The following is a 20899-nucleotide window of genomic DNA, read 5'->3' on the forward strand; positions in this document are numbered from 1 at the left end:
TTCGAATGCTGGCGCATAATATGAACAAACCCCTATCCATGCACACGCGGCCACGCTTCCCGGTGCCCCCGCCTTACGCGAAGCCGCAAGCCGCACATGTATTTCCCTACAACCAGAAACAACCTTATCACGCCCAGTATCACTACCTTCAAGCGAAGCATCCCGCTTCCAGTAGCAGGGGCGTCCGTCATACGGCTGCCCCTTCTCTTTTCTATAAACTCACCACCATTCCGGGAGTGATGCAACCATGAAGCATACGGAGAGCACCTTGGAAGAGGTCAGGGACGACAAGGACCTCTTCGGACACCCTCGTCCATCGGTACCCTGGCCCTGGGCAATTTCTGCAACTCAGCCGCCTGGGGCGCCTTCTACGCCCTGATGATCTACTACCTCTATGCCCCCCCCTTTCCAAGGGGCTGGGGTTCTCCCAGGGTGATGCAGCTCTGATGATCGCTGCCACGGGGGCGGCAAAGGGATTGCTCAATATTGTGGGCAGCTGGCTCTCCGACAGGGTTCTGGGGATGCGCAAGGCGCTGATGCTGGGTAACTTCCTTTAAGGCCACGGCCTTCTTCATCCTGGCCATGCCTCCGACCAGTCAGGTCTTTGGGCAGACCATGCCTGCATCGCCTTGGTGCTGCTGTCTATGCCCATCATGGGGATGTCCAACGCCTCCCTGACCGGGCAGCTCTACCGCAAAAAGGATGCCCGCAGGCGTGACGCAGCCTTCACCATCCACCAGTTCGCCAATACGGTGGCCGGAATCCTCACCCCGGTCGTGGTGGGTCAGATCGGTCTGGGCAACTATCATATCGGTTTCGCAACGGCCATCTTCCTCACCCAGTACCGGTTCTTCGGACCCTTGGTAGAGGCGCCCATCAAGCCTCTGCCCGCTCGGGAGCGCCAGCGGATGTTCAAGGGCCTGGCTGTCGGGCTGGCGGTGCTTGCCATGATCATTGACGTCCTGGTGCTGACCCGGCATTTCAGCCTGAATGCCATCATCAACGTCGTCACCGCCTTCGCCTTCGTGGTACCCCTGTGCTTCTTGGACAACTTGTTCAGTAAAAAGGATCTGACCGCCCGTGACCATACCCATCTTCGGGCTTTCCTTTGGTTCTTCTTCGCCCAGATCGTCATGGCCCTGGGCGCCACCCTGCTGACCAGCGCCATTGCCATCTTCCTCGACAAGACAGTTAACCGTGTGATCTTTGGCATAACCATTGCCCCAGGCTCACTCCAGGTCATCTATTTGGTCATGGATCTGATAACCGGTCCCATCTTTATCATCCTGTGCACCAAGACCAGCGCCGGAGCAATCCAGACCACCTATAAGTATGGTATGGGGCTGTTGTGACCATACCATCCCTGATTCCGGGCGGAAGCAGATCCTCCGGCTACTCCCTCTGGTGGGTGCTTGTCTGCTACGTCCTCATGGCGCTGTCCGCCCAGCTTGTCGGCCCGATCGGCAGTTCCCTGGTTTCCTGGCTCTGCCCGGACTCCTATGAGACCCAGCTGCAGACCGCTTGGAACCAGACCGCAGCCATCGGCAATGCCATCGCCATACTCTTTTTCAAATTGTTCCAGACGACCGACCAGCAGGTCTACCTTTTCCCCATCGTGGCAGTGGCCCTGGTGGCCGTTGCGCTGGTCCTAATCATTTCATTTTCAGCCGTCGCATAGAGAGGCAGATGGCCGCATGAGCCGGGAATTCAAAATTCAATATGAGCGTGCCTATCGATATAAGTCAAGCCAGCGTCGACGACCCCTTCTGGTCTGCCGAGCAGGAGCTGGTCAGAACTGCAGTCCTGCCTTACCGATGGAGGGCTCTCAACGACCAGGTTCCGGGCGCTTCGCCTAGCTACTGCATGCACACCTTTCGCGCTGCTGCCTCCATGAACAAGAGGCTGAAAGGGCAGCATGGGAGCCGAGCCATCCGGCGGCCTCGCCAACCAGGGGTCCCACTGTCTGCCGGAGGACCCGGATCATCCCGATCCGGATAAGTTCTATGGTTGCGTTTTCCAGGATACTGACTTCTCCAAATGGGTGGAAGCAGTGGGGTTACCCCCTGGCGCATCATCCGGATGCGCCTGCTGCCCGCCCAACTTGGCCCGCCTGGTCGAATCGGTGCGGGATTACGCCTACACCCTTGCCGAGGATGGGTCCTCGCTCTTTGTGCACCTCTACATCGGTGGTAGTATCCAGGCGGACCTGTGGGAGGGGTCGATCGCTTTGCGGGTGCATTCGGCACTGCCTTGGAAGGGTCGAATCCGCCTAAAGGCTGAGGCTTCCGGTAATGGCCGGACCACCCTGGCTTTCCGTCTGCTTTCCTGGGCTGGCGGCGATGCAGCCACCGATGCGGTGACGGTCCACACAGGCCAAGGTTCCTCGGATGATATCAGCCGACGTGTGGAACGGGGGTACCTCTACCTTTCCGGTCCTTGGAAGAAGGGTGATCGGATCGACACTGACTTCGACATGCCAGTACGTGCTGTTGCCGCCTATCCTCTGGTCAGCCTGGATGCGGACAAGGTGGCGGTGACCAGGGGACCATAATCAACAGACGGGGCTGATACTGCTCCGCTCTACCGTCAATGGCAACAGTTCCATTGCATGCTGACCGCGGCCACCCTGATTCCCTATTTCGCCTGGTCCAACCGTGGAGAAAACGAAATGAGGGTTTTCTTGGACGTGGACTGAAGGCCGCCATCCTTCAAGCATGTTGCGGTTTCTGAGAGCGACGCAGAGCGGCCAGGATCAGCAGGACCTCCAGGGCGCCAACGATCAGCAGCAGGATCAAGGCATGCTGGGAGCCGTTGATGGTTCCCAGCCTTCGGTTTGCGACTGCGGCCTGGCCTGCTGCGACGATGGTGGCCGCCAGGCTGCTGCCGATGGCTGCGGCGAACTGCTGGACGGTGTTGAAGATGGCGTTGCCGTCGGCCTGCTGCTCCCGACTCAGCCGGTGCAGGCCGTTGGTCATGATGTTGCCGAAGCTCAGCCCGATGCCCAGCATGAAGAGAATATAGAGTATCAGGATGGCCAGGGCTGTCAGCCGACGGGCCGTCAGGGCGAATCCGAGGAGGCTGATCAGGGCGACACAGCTGCCGCTGATGATGGGAATGCGCGGGCCTAGCTGATCGTAAAGCCTGCCGGAGAGCGGGGCCAGAACGGCTCCGATCGCCGCACCTGGCAGCACCACCAGTCCGGCCTGCAGCGAGGTGCATCCATCAACCAGCTGCAGGTAGTTGGGCAGGATGAATGAGAGAGCCAGGGCACTGATCTCGAAGAAGATGTAGGCGCCGACATGCAGGGAGAAGCGGCTGTCGGCGAACAGGCGCACGTCAATGATCGGTTGGGCCTGATGCCGAGCGCGGACGGTGAACCCTGCCAGGGCGATAAGCCCCAGGGCCAGCGCACCGCCGAACCTCCAGGAGAGCCATCCTGCCGAGGCGTTGCTGATGCCGAAGATCAAACCTGCAAAGCCCAGAACCATCAGGAATATGTCAAGCGGGCCCAGCCCGGCTGCTTCCCTGTCTGCCGACACGGGAACCGAGGGTATACAGGCCAGGCCGGTGACCAGCGAGATGACCAGTACGGGGATCAGGATGATGAAGACGAAACGCCACCCGATGGTGGTCGCCACCAAACCGCCGAAGGTGGGGCCGACAGCTGGTCCGATAGCTGTAATCAGAGTGCCTACGCCCATCATAGTACCGATGCGCTTTGTCGGGACTTCCTGGAGGATGATGTTGAACATCAGTGGCAGGGCGATACTGGTACCCAATCCTTGTATGGCCCTTCCCAGCAGCAGGAGCGGGAAGACTGGAGCCAGCGCGTCGATGACCAGTCCGGTCAGGAAGAGCAGATTAGCGCACAGAAAGAGGGTTCGGCTGCGGAATCGGCGCTTGAGAGCTGCTGAGAGCGGGGTGATGGAGGCGACGACCAGCAGGTAGAGGGTGGTCATCCATTGCACGCTGGAGGTTCCGATGCCGAAATGGCTCATGAGGGCAGGGAAGGTGATGTTCATGGCAGTTTCCACGATCACGCCGCAGAAGGACATGATGCCAGTGGCTATGATAGCGCCGATTACCTTGCGGGGGATTGCTGTACTTTGCTCTTGGCTTGTTTGGGTCGCGCTCATGAGCGAGATTCCTTCCTGGTCTGGGTGGAATCATCGGAATTCAAGGCGATGAAATAGGCCAGCACACGATCGAAGGCAGCCAGATCACACTGGTCGAACTGGCGCTCCATGGCCTTTTGCTGGTTGTCTATATATGCCCGCACAGCTTTCTGCAGGCCCCGAGCCTTTGCGGTCGGAACAATGATGCGTTGACGGCTGTCCTTGGGATCCCGTTTGGCGGCGACCAGTCCGCTGGCCTCCATGCGCTGCAGGATTTTTGTCGTTGTAGACGGGCGGATGTCGAATTCCATCTCGATGTCCCGTTGGGTGTGGTCCTGGGACTCGCCCAGGAAGTCGATGATGGACATCTGGGTGCCTGTGAGCCCATATCGGGCCGCGTAGGCATCCATGGATCGTGACATGAGGTTGGCTGCCCGTTTGATTCGCTTGCCGTAGTCTTTGCTCAAAGATCCTCCCTCGGATAGATCGTTAGCTACCTAATGAATAATCTCCCAGGTATGGACAAGCGTTCATGCCAGGTTGCTAAAGGCAGCAATGAGGTCTTTGGACTCTTCTGCAGGCATTGCAGAAGACTGTCGCATCGTTGCAGCAAGCAGCGTGGCACCTGTGATCTGGTCTTTACTTGGACCAAGGCAATGATGCCGTGTCAGATGGTCCGGGGGGGGGGGCGTTAATTTTACCTGACTTGTTCCTGTCGCTGGCTGATGTCGATGACCGATCCGCGCTGGATCAACTTTGCTGGAATAAGCATCTTGGTTTTTGCGGGAACGTATTCTCCCCTCGCGCCCGATCGTTTCGAAGTCCATGCGCATGGTAGTCAGACTCAAACTGGGGACTGTTCCCACTAGAGAATCGTCGACACCGATCACGCTGACATCCTCAGGCACTCTTTTGCCGGAATCCTTGAGGCCTTCAATGGCTCCATAAGCCATCTAGTCGTTGGCTGCATAGATGGCTGTGCAATCGGTTTCATGCGCCAAAGCTCGCCTTGCTTCATATCCGCTGTCTGCTTCCCGGTCGCCTATATAGGTCGGCGGTACCGGGATGCTACGAGCCTGAAGGACGTATCTCCAGCCCTTGGCCCGGTTTTCCGCAGCCTGTGAAGCCAAGGGGCCTGAGATGTGGTAAACGGTACGGTGGCCTTTCCTAAGCAAATATTCGACAGCCGAAGTAGGGCATCCAAATGTTTGCGACACCACATATAGTTGATATTGTCAATAATGGATTAATCCATAGTATTTGATGATATTGTTGGAGTAACTGGCCGGCGCGCCTATGGTGTGGCCATAAAGCGTGCATGAGCCGGGCCTGGAGTCGGAACAGCAGTGTGTATCAGCAAAACCGCGGCTCTCTTGAGAGGACCAGGAGCGAAAACACAACGCCGTTCCTGCGCCTGTGCCGGAACAAGTCCTGAGGGGCCGCGGTGCAGGGGCAGTGCCCGATTGGAGGAAGGCCTCAGCACCAAGGTGCGAGGCCGGAAACCTAAAAGGCCCTGGGGGGGTTGACTGCAATGCGATTCGAATCCGTGAAACATCCTGACCCAAGCGGTGGTGCCAGTGTGACTGGTGCCGTTCACGCGGCACGGAACAAGGCAATGTTCCCAATGCTGCGTGATGCCTTGGGGGTGACTCAGAAATGGGTCGCGGATCGTTGAGGTGTGCGGACTCTGGCTATGTCCCGCTGGAGGATGCCGACAGTTCACAGGCGCAACCGTATCCGGAGGCCTGGGAGATGCTTGAGTGCCTGTGGAACCAGGTGGATTGACGCCCACAGGCTCACGTTCGCGATCCCCTTTGTGGTGCTTGCATTGTGCACACAGCTTTCCCAGTGGCGGAGGAGCGGCCTGCGCGTGCCGCCTGTCAACCGATCATAGAGGATGCCCATCTTTTTCCAAGGTGGCGCATGAAGCGTCTTTGCTCTATCCACTTATAATGGATGCCAATTGATGGATAATAACAAGTGATAATCAGTGAAAAGTAAATGAATTCAATCCTGCGCGACTTTATCGCGGCACTATGGCTCGCTTTATGAAGATGTAAATGGCTTGAGGACAAGGGAGAGGGAGGAAGTATATGTTCCGCGCCGAAGAACAACAAAGCCGGAATCGTATCGACAGGATGCCAAGGAAGGAAGCTGCGAGTAATAGCGATCGGATGGCAGCCGGATATCTTTCGAGAATGTCCCGCCTCCTCAAGGGCCTGCTGCTTGTCGTGCTCCGCTTGGCCGTGCTGTGCGCCTCGGTGATCGGCATCGGGACAACGGGGGTGCCAGCCGTGGCTGCTGGTGCGGAGACCCGGATCGACACCAAGCCAAAGGTCTTCCAATTCATGGCTTATAACGATAAGGTCGATTCGTACCAGGATGAGCTCCGCCTTGATCTGGTTCTACGGGTGCCCCACAAGGAGTTCGATCCGAACTGCGTGGCACTAGGCCAGACGACGCCGGCCGCATCCAGGGGTTGTTCCCTGTCCTTCCTGTACCAATACTCCGGATCGGACCAACCAAGGAGGTTCAGACGTTCCCGATACATCAATACCATGGGGCGGAAAGGTGCAAACAGCTACGATGGAGCCCTCGCATGGGCGAGGAACCAGGATGAGGCCTTTACCGTTCACGAAATAATCAATTCAGGTGTTTATGACTACTTGGCCATCTCCATTGAAGGCGACCTTGACTACACGGATACCAAATCCTCGATCGACGCCTACAAGACGGGTGGTTCGAAGCAGGAACTCGCCGTGTACGCCGTCATCGACCATGACCGTCAGGGGAGGAACATCCTATGCGGCGACGCTGTATGGAATTATGGAGATGATATGTGCGGCACCTTCAATCCGGATTCCTTGAACAGCGCACGATCGGTCAATATCATGGATGCCATTGGGGAGCGCGGTACCAGACTCTATATGCAGAATTGCAGAACGTCCGGAGGGGCCAAATACTGCAGTGGTCCGGCTTCTTTCGTCGGCTGGGATGGGCACCCGCTCCTGTGGAGCGGGCGTCAGGCGAACTGGGGGTTGGTGACCGATTTCGGGTTCCCCGCGGGCAATAACAATCCGGCCGTGCCGGAAGGGGTGGCACCGGCCAAATCGTTCTTCGTGTATTGGTATAACGTGGGGGGACCAGGGTCCTCCAAGAACCCTGGGTGCACGGAGAACACCTCCTTTAAGTATCAATGGGTGGGGTTGAAGAACAACACGTGGGTGCCGGTCAAGGCGCTCACGCCCAAAGCGGTGGAAGTCCAAGGGCAGCCGGCGGGCTACAGCTCACCCGGGTCCGCCTCCGGCTCCGAGCAAGGGGCCGCATATAATGACAAACCCAGGGCAGCCGGTTCGTCGCGGGCCAAGACCAACAACCTGTTCGCCGTCAATGATGCCGGTGAGCCCATGCCGGCGCAGCGCCCGGACGGGTCCATCGACTTCAAACTCGCCAAGTCCATGCAGGGGTTGGATGGATACTTCAAGTTACTCACTTGGCCCATAACCAAGGATGCGAACGGCCAGATCTGCAAGACCACCACACAGGTGGAGAAGGACACCTACAATCCCGAGGCCGGCATCGAGAACCTGGATGCCAAGGAAGTTGAGCACCGGATGCAGACGGCCTGGACCATCGATACCGCCTTCTACCGGTACAGTGTCAACCCTCCACAGGCGCCTACCATCAATTCCATCGATGGAACCGGTCTGGGGTCCGGAGGAGCCGTCTGGGCTGATAATCTCACCCCGACCATATCCGGCACCTGTCAGCCGGCCGTTGACCCCCAAACGCCGAACAGGGTGACCCTGTTCGGCGAGAATCCAGCGAAACCCATCAGCGCGAACAATCCAGACGAATCCGACAATCGCGGGTTCGCCATAGGCACCGTCGCTTGCGTTCCCAATGACGCCAGGAATCCAGACAAGGGCGGCACCTGGAGTATCCGCGATGACAATACGGCCTATCCAAGCAAGGGCGTCAACACCAACATGGGCCGTCGGCGGTATCATGCCTGGATAACCGAGCACTCGACCGGCTACAACCTCACCTCCGGCTTTTCCAACCTGGCAACAGCACGATTCGCCGCTCAGAACGAGGCGGCTCCGGTGGTGCAGGCCATAACGGTACCCCATACCCGCAAGGGCGTCCTGCCAGCGGGATCGGCGGTGAGGGTCGAGGGCACAGCCAGGCCGACCTATCTTGCGGGAAACGACACGAACCTGTCGGATTCGAGGCTGGAGGTCTTCATGGTCCAATCCTCATCCGGTGCCGAGACCTCCCTAGGAACCTCAGGCGAACATGATTTCAGCACGAGCACCCCTTCAGGGGGTTCATCCCCGGTAGGTCACATCGTCATTGAGCCCGTCACGGAAGGACATGTGTGGCACTGGAAAATCGACATCAATCCATTGGTGTTCCTAAATGCCTTTGACGGTAGCCCTGGCAGCGAGCAGTATACATTCGGTGCCCGTTTGGTTAATCCCGCAGGAAAGCCTTCGGACGATGCCCGCAAGGATCAGATGGTGGATATGACCCCGACCGATCCGGGGATCATCGGCGCCGACTGGCAAACGGTCAGTGGCAGGGCGGTGATGAAGGGAACCGAAACAGTCGACGCGAATGCCAAGGTGACCGTGACCTGGCCGTCCAACCAGGCCGGCAGGACCAGCGATACCGTCATGTCAGGAGCGGACGGTGCCTGGGCGGTACTGCTCCCCAGTGGGATCGAGCCTGGGGAGGTGAGCGTAACGGTTGTGGATTCGAATGGCAATCAATCTGAACCGTATAAACAGTACCTGGATGTTGCGCCTCCATTGGATGGCCTCCCTCTCGCGGGTGCTCCAAAACATACGACGCTGCTTCTGGTGTTCTCCCTTGTACTGCTCGTCGCCTTGACCTGCGCATGGCTGCGGCGCAGGCGCGAATTCACTCCGCCTGCATCCTGAATCGGTGGGGGTATCGGACCTTGTATGCGAGCGGGAACTGTCTGTTCAGGCAGGTTCGGATGCGGCATCAGCGTGTCCCTTTCCTTGGCTGGTTGTCGTAGAGTGGTTGACATGGACGAAGGCGACAATGTGACGGTGAAAACCCAAGAGGGACGTCGGCTTTCCGGCAGAGCCTATGGCCCCCGTGACGGCGACCCGGTACTTTTCATAGCCGGGGCCGGCATGGGCAAGTCCATGCTCTTCGGTGAGGAGGTACTTCCGCAGCATGGCATCCGCGTCTTGACGATGGACAGACCCGGCATGGGCGCTTCGGACCCGGAACCGAACCGCACGATGACAGGAACTGCCGAGGATTACCGAATATTCACCCAAGCCTTGCTCGGCACGGGGGCCGCATCCGTCCCGGTGGTAGCGAATTCACAGGGCGGTATGTTCGGTCTCGCGCTGGCGGCACTAGGTTTCGCCGCAGCATTGGTGCTGGTCTCTCCCGCTGATGAAGTGCAATACCCGGCCGTTCATGACAAGCTGTCTCCGCAGGCCACGCAGCTTTCCGACCTGGCCGTATCATCTCCCGACTCCGCACGAAAGATACTTCAGGATTTCTCCGCGAAGTCCATGGAGGATATGGTAATCGGCGGTTCCACGGCGAAGGATGCCGAATTTTACACCAGCGAACCATTCCTGACCCGGTACCGCCGGGCACTATCTGAAGGGTTTGCACACGAGGGTGTCGGCTATGTGCAGGACACCATGCTGGCCATGAGGCCTTGGAACATCGATATGACCCAGGTGCGATGCCCTGTGAGCATCCTGTTCGGTGAAGACGACAAGGTGCACTCGCCCGACCATGGCTTGGTGCTGCAGAGCAGAATCGAGACCGCCACGCGCAGACTTTTCCCCGGCGAGGGTGGCTCGCTCCTTTGGACAAGGGCCGGGGATGTCCTGGATATCGTGCATGCGCTAGCGGAATGATAGTGAAGCTTCAGCAGGCGATCAGGTATCGCCCGGCTGTGCTGTTGACGGTAGCGGGACGAATGCGGAAGCGACGGGTTGAGGTTTATGAAAGTGGCAGGAGGCACGTCATGGTGCTGAGGAACCAGAGATGGGGACCCCGTTGCCTTGCCTGAAGTCAGGTTTCAGGTTTGGCATGCCGTTCTGCACGTTTGGGTCTCAATAAGAGTGGTTTGCTCTCTGAAAGACCGATTTGAGAGGACCGGCAGCGAATACCCCGCCATGTGTCCAAGCATGGCAAGGCGGGATTCCGTATGATCTGGAAAGCGTCTGTAATTGAGACCAGGAACAAGCATTGAGACGGCTGCTTGGGGTCCTCCGGTACTATGCCATGTTTCAGCAGTTATGTTGGGGATATTGTCTGCCGCCCTCTTTCACGACTGTTTCATCAGATGCTGCTTGGATCCACGTTGTCTCCTCAGCACCACTGCCTGTATGCACCTTTTCAAACTTCTGATGCTCTTCGATGCCGTCGCAGGTTACCTGGAAAATCCCTATTTTCGTCTTGCTTGCATGTACCCGATATGGCAAGATACCGCATGAATAGATGCTGATATATGCCTCTATGAAGCTGCTCATAAGAAGCCGTATTGGAAGCATGGGACCGCCGACCCACATGTTCTTATGTCTGAGTCGTCAGGTTGCCCCGGATGCTAGGAGGGGTTCATCGGCCTGTATTTATTCGGTTTTGTGATCGTGGCGGCCGGCAAGGAAACCGGCAGGCAGGGCGGTTGAGATTCCCTTCCGTATGAATAGGGGGTAAAGCACCGCCCCCGGTGCTCTGCTTCATCGAGAAGGGAGCAAAGGGGGCGGGCCGGTGACTGATGGGTCAGCGGTACTGCATGCCGCCATCGACGATCAGGGTCTGCCCGGTCACGTAGTTGGCCTTGTCGCTGGCCAGGAACGAAACGGCGCCGGCCACATCCGCAGGGGTCTCCAAACGGCCTAGGTCGATGCTGTCCTTCATGTCCTGAAGGTTCTGTCCCTTGGGTTTACCGTTGAGCTTGCCCATCTCCTCATCGATGTAGCCCCACATGGGGGTGTCCACCACGCCGGGGGCGTAGGCGTTCACGGTGATTCCCCTGGGCGAGAGCTCCTGGGCTGCCGTCTGGGTGAGGCCCCTGATGGCGAACTTCGTAGCCGAGTAGGCGGCCAGGATCGGGAAGCCTTCGAAACCTGCGATTGACGATGCGGAGATAATGTGGCCGTGCTCCTTGCCCAGCTCCTGGAACTTGGCCGCGGCGGCCTGGATGCCGTAGACCACGCTGAAGATGTTGACCTTCGAAATCTGCTCCAGCTGGTCGGGGGTGATGTCGGTGAAGGGGACTATCTGGCAGATGCCCGCGTTGTTGACAATCACATCGAAGGAACCCAACCTGGATGCGGCCTCATCGACCAGGTCGAACACCTGGTCCCTGTCTGACACATCGGTAGGGTGGAAGAAGGACCGACGGCCGATCTTCTCCACTTCGGCCACGGTCTGTTCGGCCGATTCCTTCTGGCCCTCAAGATCGGCCACGACGATGTCGAAGCCGTCCTGGGCCAGCTGGAGGGCTATGCCCCTCCCGATTCCCCTGGCCGAACCGGTGACGACAGCTACCTTGTTATCGCTCATCTGTCTTTTCCTAACCTCGTTGGTTCCTATCTATAGGGCCGGTCGCAACTTCGGGCCAGGCCACCGTTGCCAGTCTATACGGCGGAGGTGGAGAAGCGGGGGACTGGGAGGAGCGGGCTGTGGTGTGGAGCCTTGTCGTTCTTGCGGAAACCGGCGACCAGTCCCAGCGCACCCGTCTTCAGAGCCAGGATCCCTGATCCACCGGACAAGGAAGGTTCTTCCGGCCATTGAACAGGTTGATTTTCGCCTGTTCGATGTGGCCAGCATCGGCCTTGTCCCCCGACTTGTCGGGGGACATCCACCAAGTGGAAGCATAACCGTTCGTTGAAAGTTGTCAGGCTGTTAATAGAGTTCAGATCGTTCAGCTTCTGATCCTGTGTGATGGTCCTGGCCATCCAGTCACCTGCGTCGGTGGCCATCGTGTCCGCCCATTCGCGGGATGGCCTTCTTCGTCTGTCCTCGTTTTGCTCTTCAGCCCCTGCCGCTTCTTCGTTTTGCCCCTGTCTAGTACAGGCCGGAGGCCATATCACACCTTCTGGCCTGAAATGAGCTTTTCTGCACGGGGGTTGACGGCGAAGCTCCTGTCGATGGTGTTGGAATCACCGGCTCCGTGGATGATTTTCTCCAGACCCTTGACCTCGATGGTGTTGACGGTCTTGCCGGTGTCAAGATCCTGGCGGGTGATCGTCACCCGGTCGGGTTCGTTGATGTGGTGATACCAGACGTCCACGATTTTGTCGGAGAAAGAGGCCCAGAAACATGATCTGGACCAATTGTCCTTTTGGTAATGGGTTCTGTTCAGTCTGACGGTCTTTCCTGAGTTGACGTCAGTCCTCAAAAGGCCGCCGTCCCCATACCACCAGTAGAACTGGTCGCCGTGCAGTGAGTGGGAGTCATAATATGAGTATCCTATCTGGCTTTCATGGAAATGCACCGGTCTGGCCTCCTCGTCGACGAGGGGCAGGACACGACGATTTCCTGTTTTTGCATCCCACTGTTCTATGGTTGCATAGGAAAAGTTCTCGCCTTTGGTATCTTCGGCAGTGAGGAAGCGGCGGAGATCATAATCCAGATCATTGTGCTTCTGTTTTATTATCGAAGAATTGCCTCCTTGGCTGGAGATAAAGACAATGCTGTCATTATTACATGACGGATTACTGATGACGACATTATCGGATGACAGGATATTGTCATGTGTGCTTATCGTTCTCGGTAGGTAGTGATTGTCAACTATCAAAGATGAGAAGCGGATCAACTCTTTGCTGATATTGACGCCATCGTCGGTAATCTGATAGGCGTAGACGGAGCTTCCGCAAACACTGATGCTTGAAACAGGGTGGTCCGTCAGGAAGCGATGCTTTTCGGCTTTCTGACCGTCGAAAAGGACGATGTCCTCGTTGTATCCTTCACCGTCCTCGGTGAAGCCCCCATTATAGACACTGACATGGGTTATGTTGTCTTGCAACACACCAAGCGTGTCCTGCGTGTCGACTTTGGAGCTGGGAACGACTTTTGGCTTTTGCCCCTCAGCCAGCCAGTAATCGTTGTCTTTGTCGGCGAAGAACAGGCCTTTTGACGTCCAAGACACCTTGCCGTATTCCATACCCTTGGTTTTGACCAGTCTGAAGGATCCGTCGGCATAGATGAAGGCCATGTATGTGTTTTCCGGAATGGTGGCGCTGGCCCGTTGCGGGACTAGATAGGCAGCTGCGTACACCTTGGAGATGTCTATCTGGTCGAGTGCAATGGTTTTCCTCGAAGCATCCAAGCGGGAACAACCCGCGCCGGAGGCGATCAGGACAAGCGATAGCAGAATGTAAACGGAAGCCCTGACTCGTTGACTGATACGATGCATCGCGGATCCCTCACTTCCGTTTCTGTAAACTGACACCGTCGGTGACGTGATTGGCGAAACCTATTCAGACGCTTTCCTCGGAAAGTTGATGTTCAGTACCTTTTATATGTGATGGTCCACTTGGACTGCATGATGTCACTTGGATACACGCCGGGTCCGCCGTTGAAGTCCAAATCGATTCCGGCGCCGTCCTTGTAGCTGACCCAAACGACTTGCGAGCAGTTCATTGAACCCTTGGAGGTCTTATTGAAGGGGAAGTTGTAGTTGTACGCCCTTCCTTTGAAGGTGCGAGACAAACGTACGGCCCTGTCCCTGTTGCCCTGTGAGGTATTTACGTACTGCAGCTGTCCACCGGAAGCCACTCTAACGTTGCGATAATTAGTTTCTTCAACTGTTCTTCTAGGCCCTGGAGCATGCACAGTCATGTCTTTCCGGGAGAAAATACCTGAATGTCCATGATGAATGTCGGCGGTAGAAACGGGGCTGTAGAAAACGTCTCCGGCGTTTCTTGCTGGTGTAATTGGTATGATTGCCTGATTGTTGTTACTTCTCGTCAAGTTAGTATGTAGACGTGCCTCCTTGAGCGCTGAATTAACGACATCAGAAAGTGGTTTGCCCTCCCTGTCCGCCTCTGAATGATCGTCATTGCGCATGCTCTCGTAAGACGATCCGGGGTTGAGTTCAACAAGTTCTTGGATTTGTTGGGATGTAGATTCGCTTGCAGATGCCGGCATGACCATGCTGCCGAGCGCACTGCAATAAAATTATGCCGTTTCATTCGATACCTCCTTGTACTATGTGGTCCATCTTTCGTCTTCGAAAGTTGGTGAAGGTGATTATAGAGTATCGGTTGGTGACGGTCAAGATGATGCAAGGCACAGTGAATTGCCTGCCGCCTCGAACGCAGACTGCGCGTGCACGGCGCCCTGTCGGGAATCCTGCCTGGAGGCCGTATTCGTCGTTTCTCATGGCCGTCGGAATGTGGCGCCCCGCTGGGAGCCCCGTGCGCCGTAATCGGTCGACCCGCAGGTCCATCCGGCCGTTTCATCCCTATGGCCGTGGCCCCGATGGAGATTCCCGTCTGGCTTCGGCTGGCCCTGCCGGTCGTGGCGGTGTCGGCCCGGATGCCCGGTCCGCGGCATCCGGGCCGACGTCCTTATAGAGTTTCCAGCTTCTGCGCCACCAGCGAGAAGGTCAGGGGGATCCTGGGAAGGCCCTCAGGCATGACCCAACCCTGACGCCCCTTGTCGTACTCCAGCATGGGGAGGGCCTTCCAGTCGCTGATGTCATGCTCTCCCAGGGCTCTGATGGTCAGGCCTGCGTCGATGAGGACCCCGGTCATCTCCTGGAAGTCATGTGCCCAGTTGTGGTTGGTCGTGTGTGTGATTCTGGGGCCCGGGGTGTCGGCTTTCCCAACGATGCCTCCTGTCCCTTCTTCCTCGCCGTCATCCTGTCTCATCGTGTAGGTCTGGTCGGTCTCGTAGGTGTTTTCGGTCCCGCTGAACCAACCCTGCACGATGGTCAGGCCGTCATCGTCCAGGGCGAAAAGGAGGGGGTGGGTGTCCCTGATCATGAAGATGCCTCCCGGTGCCAGGAGGGAGGCGATGGATTGCGCCCACTCCCGGAGGTCGGGCAGCCAGGTGATGGTGCCGACCGATGTGACGATCAGATCGAAGAAGCCCTTCTTGTCAGGCATGGCCTCGGATGCGAAACGGGCATCACCTTCGACGTAGGTGATGGGGGCGTGGGCGCGGGCGGCCAGCTGACGGGCGTGGTTGAGGGCGGCGGGGGAGAAGTCCAGCCCGTGGACATCTCTGGCCCCCAACCTCCACCAGGTCAGGGTGTCATCGCCTAAGTGGCACTGGAGATGGAGGAGGCGGCGGCCCTGCATCGTGTGGTCGGGCAGGTGGTCCCTGAGCACGGCCATGTCCTTCATGACCACCGGGGTCAGGGCGGTAGGATCGTCGGCGAAGGCATCCAGGTCGCCGTACCCTCCATGCGCGTGGACCTCGGCCCGGTCGTTCCAGTTCTCCAGGTTGTCGCTGACATCGATGGAAGAGGCATGTATTCTGTCGGTCATGTTTCGTTCTTTCCTATGATTCGGTGGATGGATGTTCCCTTGAAGATGGCATCGTTCTGATGACGATGCCGCAGCGGCACTTCTGCACACGGCTTGATAGAACATGTCGATGGCATAACAAGAAGGCCCCGTTCGGGCTCTGTCGCCCGCAATACGGAGCCGGGCCGAAGCCGGGTGCTCACTGCTTTATGAATATTATCAGTACAAAGTTTACGCTTCACAGGGGACGCCACACCAGTGGGGACGGCTGTTTTATGGTTGGCCCTAAGTAACGTCGGCGGGATGGGAGGCCTGCAAGCAACCGGGTCCGCAGGCACATTCTTTATATTCCATTAGCCAATACCACACGAACCATCCGGATTACAACCATGCCCGCCAGTTGTATTTCCTTTTAGTCTGTCTCTTCAGTTTGAGCCGCCGCCTTGCGGTACTGCTAGCGCAGCAGGTGCAGGCGCGGGTGCTGCGGGAGCATGCGCGGAGCCGCCTCCTCTGCCGCCACGGCTGTATGCGGGCTGGTGGGAGGGCGTGTAGCCTTGCCGCCCCCGACTAGTAGAGGGGGCCGGACGCTGCTGGGCGGGCGCCGGACGCCGGGCCGGCTGCCGGGCGGCCGGAGCCGGCGCCGCCTGGGCTGGCGGGGCGGCCTGGTCGGCTTGGCTTTTCTGTTGGATGGACGTGTTCACCTGGTCCATGGCCGACTGCAAGGCTGCGGCCGCGTCCTGGTAGGTTTCCGTCTTGTCGCCTTTGATGCTGCCGGCTTGGCTGATGGCCTGCTGCAGGCTGTCGCGGACGGCATTGTCCGCCACTTTCCCGTCGGAGTCGCTTAAAAGCTTTGAAGCCTCGTCCTTCTTCGCGTTCAAGACCGTCTTCGCATCCTCAAGGCTTTTCGCATCCCGGGAGGCCAGCACCGCCTTGCCGGCCTTCGCATAGTCGCGGTCGATGCCCTTCAAGCGGTTGCTGGCCCGTCCGGCCTTGTCGGCGGCGCTGGCCTTCGGATGTGTCTGGGCCTCTTGCTCGTAGGGCTCCAGACGCTTGGTCGAGATCGCTAGGGCCAGGACCGACTGTGTTGCAGCATTCATATGCTTATGCTGCTATATGAGCAATAAGTTCTTCGTCCCTATATCGTAAGATACGGGGACGTCGTATTTTCGGCATAGGATTTAGTCCCTATAGGTCCTTTTGCTAATTGGACTGATCGTCAGAGCAGCTTTCGATTGCTGCCGTCGAGAATCAGAATGTCATCCATTGTGCTGGCAACGTTACGGCCGATTACTTGGGCCGTCTGTCCGTTGGAGAGTGCATGTTGGATGTTGGGAATGTCTCCCCATATCCTGCGGAGCGCGTGAATGCCGTCGGACAACTCGGCAGTTGGCATTTCATGTTCGACGAGGACATCGCCGACCTGATGGTAGAAACCGCCGAGGTTGAACATTGGCCGCATCTCATTATGGAACTGTCTAGGGCTGAATGTTCCTCCGGTCAGGAAATTGTCCAGACAGTCAGAGAAATGCGGGTATTGGCTCGGATTCATGGTTCGCACTTCGTCTGGGAGCTGGTCCAACCGTTCAGCGGAATGGTCAAGTTTTTCAGCGCTGATCGATCAGGCCGCCCCAATAGAGAGGAAAGCCCATGAGTTCAACTGTTGCTCGATTGGTTCCTTGATGGGGTTCTGCGGCGCTAGCGGTTTGTCGACAAGGACATAGTCATTGTCGCGACCACAGCTACGGCGGTGGCACCTATCCTGCGTTCGATCCTGGTGAGAGCAAACATTATCAATCTCCTTTGGTTGATGTGTGCGCCTATGGTAATTCCGTGGTAGCAAAAGAGCGGGGGTGGGGTCTTTTCTGATTTGTTTAGGGAACATGTGTCAATTTGCTGAGATTTGTAAATATTGTCCTATTCGTGGGAATTTCCCCTGCAGATCGAAGTTTTTTGGTTTTACCCCTCATCAAAGCTACATAGACCGTCACGCCGGAGTGAACAGGACGGTATTTCGTCTTTCATGTTATCGAGGAGACCCCCATGAGCGCCAGCAAACCGATTGACAACAAAGCCCACGCCGAAGAACTCGACCGCATGGCCGACCGGGGTGAACTGCACCCCGTGCCAGGAACGAAGGTCCATCGCGGCTACGACGCGGAACCCCTGACCGAAGGCGATCTGCTCGACATCTTCCAAGGCCGGCCACGGGCGGTATTTAAACAGCCCGCGGCCAAGACCTGGAAACCCATTTCCCGAACCTAAGAAGCCAAGCAGCCTGACAGACCTAATTAGAAAAGAACCCAATGAAGAGCCCGTTAAGGTGATTTCATTGGGTTCTTTCCGGATTGGGCTCATATGTACTGCAGGGGAGAGGTTGACTGCCCAGAGATGCCAATATTCATTCTAAACAAAGAAGTACAAGGCTACAGCAATCAAGGCACCCAGAAGAAACCCCAGTGACGGAAGGATCAGGGTCGATGGCGTTACTTTTTTGTTTCCCCTGGTCATGGCCCCCAGGAGAACCCCGAATGATCCAAAACCCATCAGGAAGCCTGTGAGTATCGATAAGGCTGGATCATGCTTACCTAAAATAAGGTATAACACTTGGATGGCCGCACCTAAAATAAGCTGTCCAAAACAGACTCTTGCTAAACCTTGTGTATTCCAATGTCTTGCGTGTGCCTGGCTTGTCTGGTCTTGATACATAGGAAATCCTTTACCTAGAAAAGTGCCTACCGAGATAAACGTATATCCGGTAGGCACCCAGCATCATTTGTGTCGTGAATAACTTGTTAGCAGAATGCTCCGCCAATACCGATTACAGCTCCAGTGACACAGCCTCCGATGGTCGCTGCTATACCTGCAGGAGTTGGTGCTGTAACGCCTGCCACGCCCCAGATAATGCTATTGACAACTCCCAAACCTGCCATGGCTGCGGAACAGCCGCTGATACGGCGCGATTGCAATCCGGGATTTGCAGAAGATACACCCGGGTCGACCGCCTCCGCCTTCTCGCGTACTTCTTGCCCAGTGACGCTTCCCTTGTGCATGCCGTTGGTATAAACATCAATCACGTCAGTGGTTTTGTCGTAGGAGAAACGAATGGTTGTGCCGTCAGACAGCTTGTAAGTATCCCAGGCAACAGCATAGTCGGCTGGCCCCCTGAGGGTACAAAGAGCGCAGAGGAGCAAGCTAGACGAATCGTATATGCAATTCGAGCCTGGGCCACGTCCCGCCCTCCTACGGAGGTTGGACTGCCTACCCGAGTGGCGCAGGCAGGTAGGTCAATAGCGCAGGGTTGAGCATTTTTAGTGGGCACTTTTTTGGCAGGTGGGGTTAGCAAGCATATAATTTGGAATGTCAAACGATGTTGAAAGGGGGTGTAATATGCAGAACTCATCTGATTTTCTTCACTCACTTATGCAAGATCATGATGTTGTTGACCTTGCCGACCAAGACGACCTCAGCTACTTCGTGACACAAGGCACTATTATCCATTGGTAATTTCCAGTAGAACCAGGTCGAGGACAGCGATCCTTGATTCTGAAACTGTCCTCGGCCATTCTTTTTAGAGAAAGTCTCATTATGGTCGCATTGGGCATCATCATAGATCGTAAATGTAATATACGTTGCAGTCATTGCTGCTTTTCTTCCGGGCCTAAGGCTACCGAGCACCTGACAGATGATCAGGTGATGAGCATCGTTGAGCAAGCCTGCAATTCATCTGCAATCGACACGATAAGCCTCAGCGGCGGGGAAGCTCTATTAAGACATCAATTAGTTATAAATTGTCTTCGCATGGCAAAAGAGCATGGTAAGCCAGCCGGTTTGGTATCGAACGGTTTCTGGGGTCAGAATATTAAACGAGCGAACTCCACTCTTCGCCAATTGAAGGAATCAGGCCTCAGAGCATTAACGCTTAGCTTTGATGAATTCCATCAGGACAATCTCAAAGTGGAACGGATAAAAAACATATTGGATGCGAACACCAACGTTAACATTCCGATTTCGATGAACGTAGCAGTTTCCAGATCTCATAACCCCGACCGACTTTTGAGCCAGCTCGGGGATTCCCTGATTGGAGTAAAGGTCACGAGGTTTCCGATTCAACGAGTGGGTGCTGCGCTCCAATTCCCAGAGCAAGACATAATCAGGAGATACAGCATCAATGATGACCTGAGATGCCCCGGTTTTGAACCCACGTACCATTTCGATGGCAAGGTCTATCCATGCTGTTCCCCTGTAGTGTTCGGAAGCACCCTAGTGCTTGGTGATGCCGATGACACATCCGTACAAAAAGCGCTCACCTTAATCCAAAGAAACCTGATGTTTTCTGTCATGCGCCATAAGGGTTTCAAATGGTTATTCGAACTTTGCGTAAAAAATAATTTACTCGACGAGTCATTCCTCCACCGCGAGTATGTCGATGCTTGTGAAATGTGCGGAATTATCTTCTCCAATCCTGAGATTGTGAATGGTCTGGTTCCACTCATCAAACAGGAATACAGCAGTGAAGATCAACGATGACATCGTATTCACGCTACAACGACAGTGACATGGAGATTCTTCGCGAGGACGCGAAACTAGTAATAAAGAACAAGGTCACCGGAAGAATCATGGAAGTGGAGAATTCCGACGACCTGACGAGTCACTTGGATTTCGATTCGGTAAAGCCCAAAGTATCCGGCGTTGTCTTTGTCTTGTATTGCATCGTTTCTGGCTGTGCGATTGCAGGGATGATTGTCCTTGGCGTCTGGTGGGCGCTGTCCGTTGACATTAGCAGAATCCCTTTCGTTGCTTGGATCGTTCTTGCGATGTATTCCACTGTGCAGACTCTTCTCCACGAGGCTTCCCACTATTTGGTGTTCCTTTCATTCGGAAGAAGGCCGGACTCTATTGGATTCAAAATGAACTATTATCTATTCCCTGCCTTCTACGTGAGGATGAACGACGTGCATCTTTTGACAAGACCTGACAAATATGTACTGCACACTGTCGGAATAACAGTAAACGCAATTGTGAGTCTTGCTGGTTTTGGCATCGTTCAAACTTTCTCAATGGGTGAATCTGCCAGGTTTGTTGTTGCTTGGTATGCGGTAGCCATGTCCTATAACTGCCTTCCGGTGCTCAATTCTGATGGGTTCAAAGCGTTGCTCGCTATTACTGGGGAGAATGAGCGGCGCCATTTTTCAGATAACCCTTTGTGGATTAGAGGCATTGTCGTGGTGGGATATATCATTGTTTTTCTCTACACGGCAAGGATTGCGGTGGCCGTGATCAGATGGTTCGCCTAGGGAT

Annotated in this window: 19 protein-coding genes and 2 pseudogenes; 10 read left to right on the plus strand and 11 right to left on the minus strand. The window is 56.1% G+C overall.

The window, feature by feature from the left end:
* The first annotated feature begins 653 nt into the window (after nt 1-653).
* The 5 genes and pseudogenes from GYM67_RS02445 (at nt 654) to GYM67_RS09360 (ending at nt 2695) form a co-directional block, all read left to right on the plus strand.
* Nucleotides 654-1352: a hypothetical protein gene (locus tag GYM67_RS02445; protein WP_220236970.1), complete on the plus strand. Its 699-nt coding sequence runs from the start codon at nt 654-656 to the stop codon at nt 1350-1352.
* A complete protein-coding gene (locus GYM67_RS02450) occupies nt 1349-1678 on the plus strand; it encodes a hypothetical protein (protein WP_220236971.1) in 330 nt (109 codons plus the stop codon). The genes GYM67_RS02445 and GYM67_RS02450 overlap by 4 nt, the downstream gene beginning before the upstream one ends.
* 41 nt (nt 1679-1719) lie before the next feature.
* Nucleotides 1720-2102, plus strand: a pseudogene (locus GYM67_RS09500) (glycoside hydrolase family 127 protein); the annotation flags it as partial.
* Between the two features lie 68 nt (nt 2103-2170).
* Complete coding sequence (locus tag GYM67_RS09505; RefSeq protein WP_472841093.1) at nt 2171-2551, plus strand: hypothetical protein; 381 nt, start codon at nt 2171-2173, stop codon at nt 2549-2551.
* 57 nt (nt 2552-2608) lie between these two features.
* Nucleotides 2609-2695, plus strand: coding sequence for a hypothetical protein (locus GYM67_RS09360; RefSeq protein WP_366800449.1), 87 nt, complete (start codon nt 2609-2611; stop codon nt 2693-2695).
* A 13-nt stretch (nt 2696-2708) separates the two neighbouring features.
* On the opposite strand, the gene GYM67_RS02460 is transcribed toward GYM67_RS09360, so the two are convergent.
* From GYM67_RS02460 to GYM67_RS02470, 3 genes and pseudogenes are all read right to left on the minus strand, one after another.
* The gene (locus tag GYM67_RS02460; protein WP_220236972.1) at nt 2709-4136 is read right to left on the minus strand and encodes an MFS transporter; all 1428 of its coding nucleotides are present in this window, start codon (nt 4134-4136) and stop codon (nt 2709-2711) included.
* Nucleotides 4133-4582: a MarR family winged helix-turn-helix transcriptional regulator gene (locus tag GYM67_RS02465; RefSeq protein ID WP_220236973.1), complete on the minus strand. Its 450-nt coding sequence runs from the start codon at nt 4580-4582 to the stop codon at nt 4133-4135. The genes GYM67_RS02460 and GYM67_RS02465 overlap by 4 nt, the downstream gene beginning before the upstream one ends.
* Nucleotides 4583-4812: 230 nt before the next feature.
* Nucleotides 4813-5335, minus strand: a pseudogene (locus GYM67_RS02470) (substrate-binding domain-containing protein); the annotation flags it as partial.
* 954 nt (nt 5336-6289) lie between these two features.
* Here GYM67_RS02470 and GYM67_RS02475 point away from each other — a divergent pair.
* Both GYM67_RS02475 and GYM67_RS02480 read left to right on the plus strand, forming a co-directional pair.
* Complete coding sequence (locus tag GYM67_RS02475; protein WP_220236974.1) at nt 6290-9061, plus strand: Ig-like domain-containing protein; 2772 nt, start codon at nt 6290-6292, stop codon at nt 9059-9061.
* Nucleotides 9062-9172: 111 nt separating this feature from the next.
* The gene (locus GYM67_RS02480) at nt 9173-10033 is read left to right on the plus strand and encodes an alpha/beta fold hydrolase (RefSeq protein WP_220236975.1); all 861 of its coding nucleotides are present in this window, start codon (nt 9173-9175) and stop codon (nt 10031-10033) included.
* A gap of 375 nt (nt 10034-10408) precedes the next feature.
* Here GYM67_RS02480 and GYM67_RS02485 read toward each other — a convergent pair whose 3' ends face one another.
* From GYM67_RS02485 to GYM67_RS02515, 7 genes are all read right to left on the minus strand, one after another.
* Nucleotides 10409-10651 (minus strand): hypothetical protein, encoded by a 243-nt coding sequence (locus tag GYM67_RS02485; RefSeq protein ID WP_220236976.1) that lies wholly within the window; start codon nt 10649-10651, stop codon nt 10409-10411.
* A gap of 250 nt (nt 10652-10901) precedes the next feature.
* Nucleotides 10902-11687, minus strand: coding sequence for an acetoin reductase (locus GYM67_RS02490; protein WP_220236977.1), 786 nt, complete (start codon nt 11685-11687; stop codon nt 10902-10904).
* 526 nt (nt 11688-12213) lie between these two features.
* A complete protein-coding gene (locus GYM67_RS02495; protein WP_220236978.1) occupies nt 12214-13290 on the minus strand; it encodes a hypothetical protein in 1077 nt (358 codons plus the stop codon).
* Nucleotides 13291-13634: 344 nt separating this feature from the next.
* Complete coding sequence (locus tag GYM67_RS02500; RefSeq protein WP_220236979.1) at nt 13635-13904, minus strand: hypothetical protein; 270 nt, start codon at nt 13902-13904, stop codon at nt 13635-13637.
* Nucleotides 13905-14698: 794 nt separating this feature from the next.
* Nucleotides 14699-15622, minus strand: a complete 924-nt coding sequence (locus GYM67_RS02505) for a class I SAM-dependent methyltransferase (protein ID WP_220236980.1) — start codon at nt 15620-15622, stop codon at nt 14699-14701.
* Nucleotides 15623-16026: 404 nt separating this feature from the next.
* Entirely contained in the window at nt 16027-16698 is a 672-nt protein-coding gene (locus tag GYM67_RS02510) for a hypothetical protein (protein ID WP_220236981.1), read from the minus strand.
* Between the two features lie 119 nt (nt 16699-16817).
* Nucleotides 16818-17150 (minus strand): hypothetical protein, encoded by a 333-nt coding sequence (locus GYM67_RS02515; RefSeq protein WP_220236982.1) that lies wholly within the window; start codon nt 17148-17150, stop codon nt 16818-16820.
* A 491-nt stretch (nt 17151-17641) separates the two neighbouring features.
* On the opposite strand from GYM67_RS02515, the gene GYM67_RS02520 reads away from it, so the two are divergent.
* Nucleotides 17642-17863 (plus strand): hypothetical protein, encoded by a 222-nt coding sequence (locus tag GYM67_RS02520; protein WP_220236983.1) that lies wholly within the window; start codon nt 17642-17644, stop codon nt 17861-17863.
* 141 nt (nt 17864-18004) lie between these two features.
* On the opposite strand, the gene GYM67_RS02525 is transcribed toward GYM67_RS02520, so the two are convergent.
* Nucleotides 18005-18307: a hypothetical protein gene (locus tag GYM67_RS02525; protein ID WP_220236984.1), complete on the minus strand. Its 303-nt coding sequence runs from the start codon at nt 18305-18307 to the stop codon at nt 18005-18007.
* A gap of 879 nt (nt 18308-19186) precedes the next feature.
* On the opposite strand from GYM67_RS02525, the gene GYM67_RS02530 reads away from it, so the two are divergent.
* Both GYM67_RS02530 and GYM67_RS02535 read left to right on the plus strand, forming a co-directional pair.
* Entirely contained in the window at nt 19187-20128 is a 942-nt protein-coding gene (locus tag GYM67_RS02530; RefSeq protein WP_258561589.1) for a YydG family radical SAM peptide epimerase, read from the plus strand.
* A 29-nt stretch (nt 20129-20157) separates the two neighbouring features.
* Nucleotides 20158-20895: a hypothetical protein gene (locus GYM67_RS02535; RefSeq protein WP_220236986.1), complete on the plus strand. Its 738-nt coding sequence runs from the start codon at nt 20158-20160 to the stop codon at nt 20893-20895.
* Nucleotides 20896-20899: the final 4 nt, after the last annotated feature.

The organism is Bifidobacterium asteroides, from assembly GCF_019469425.1.
GTDB classification, from domain to species: Bacteria; Actinomycetota; Actinomycetes; order Actinomycetales; family Bifidobacteriaceae; genus Bombiscardovia; species Bombiscardovia asteroides_I.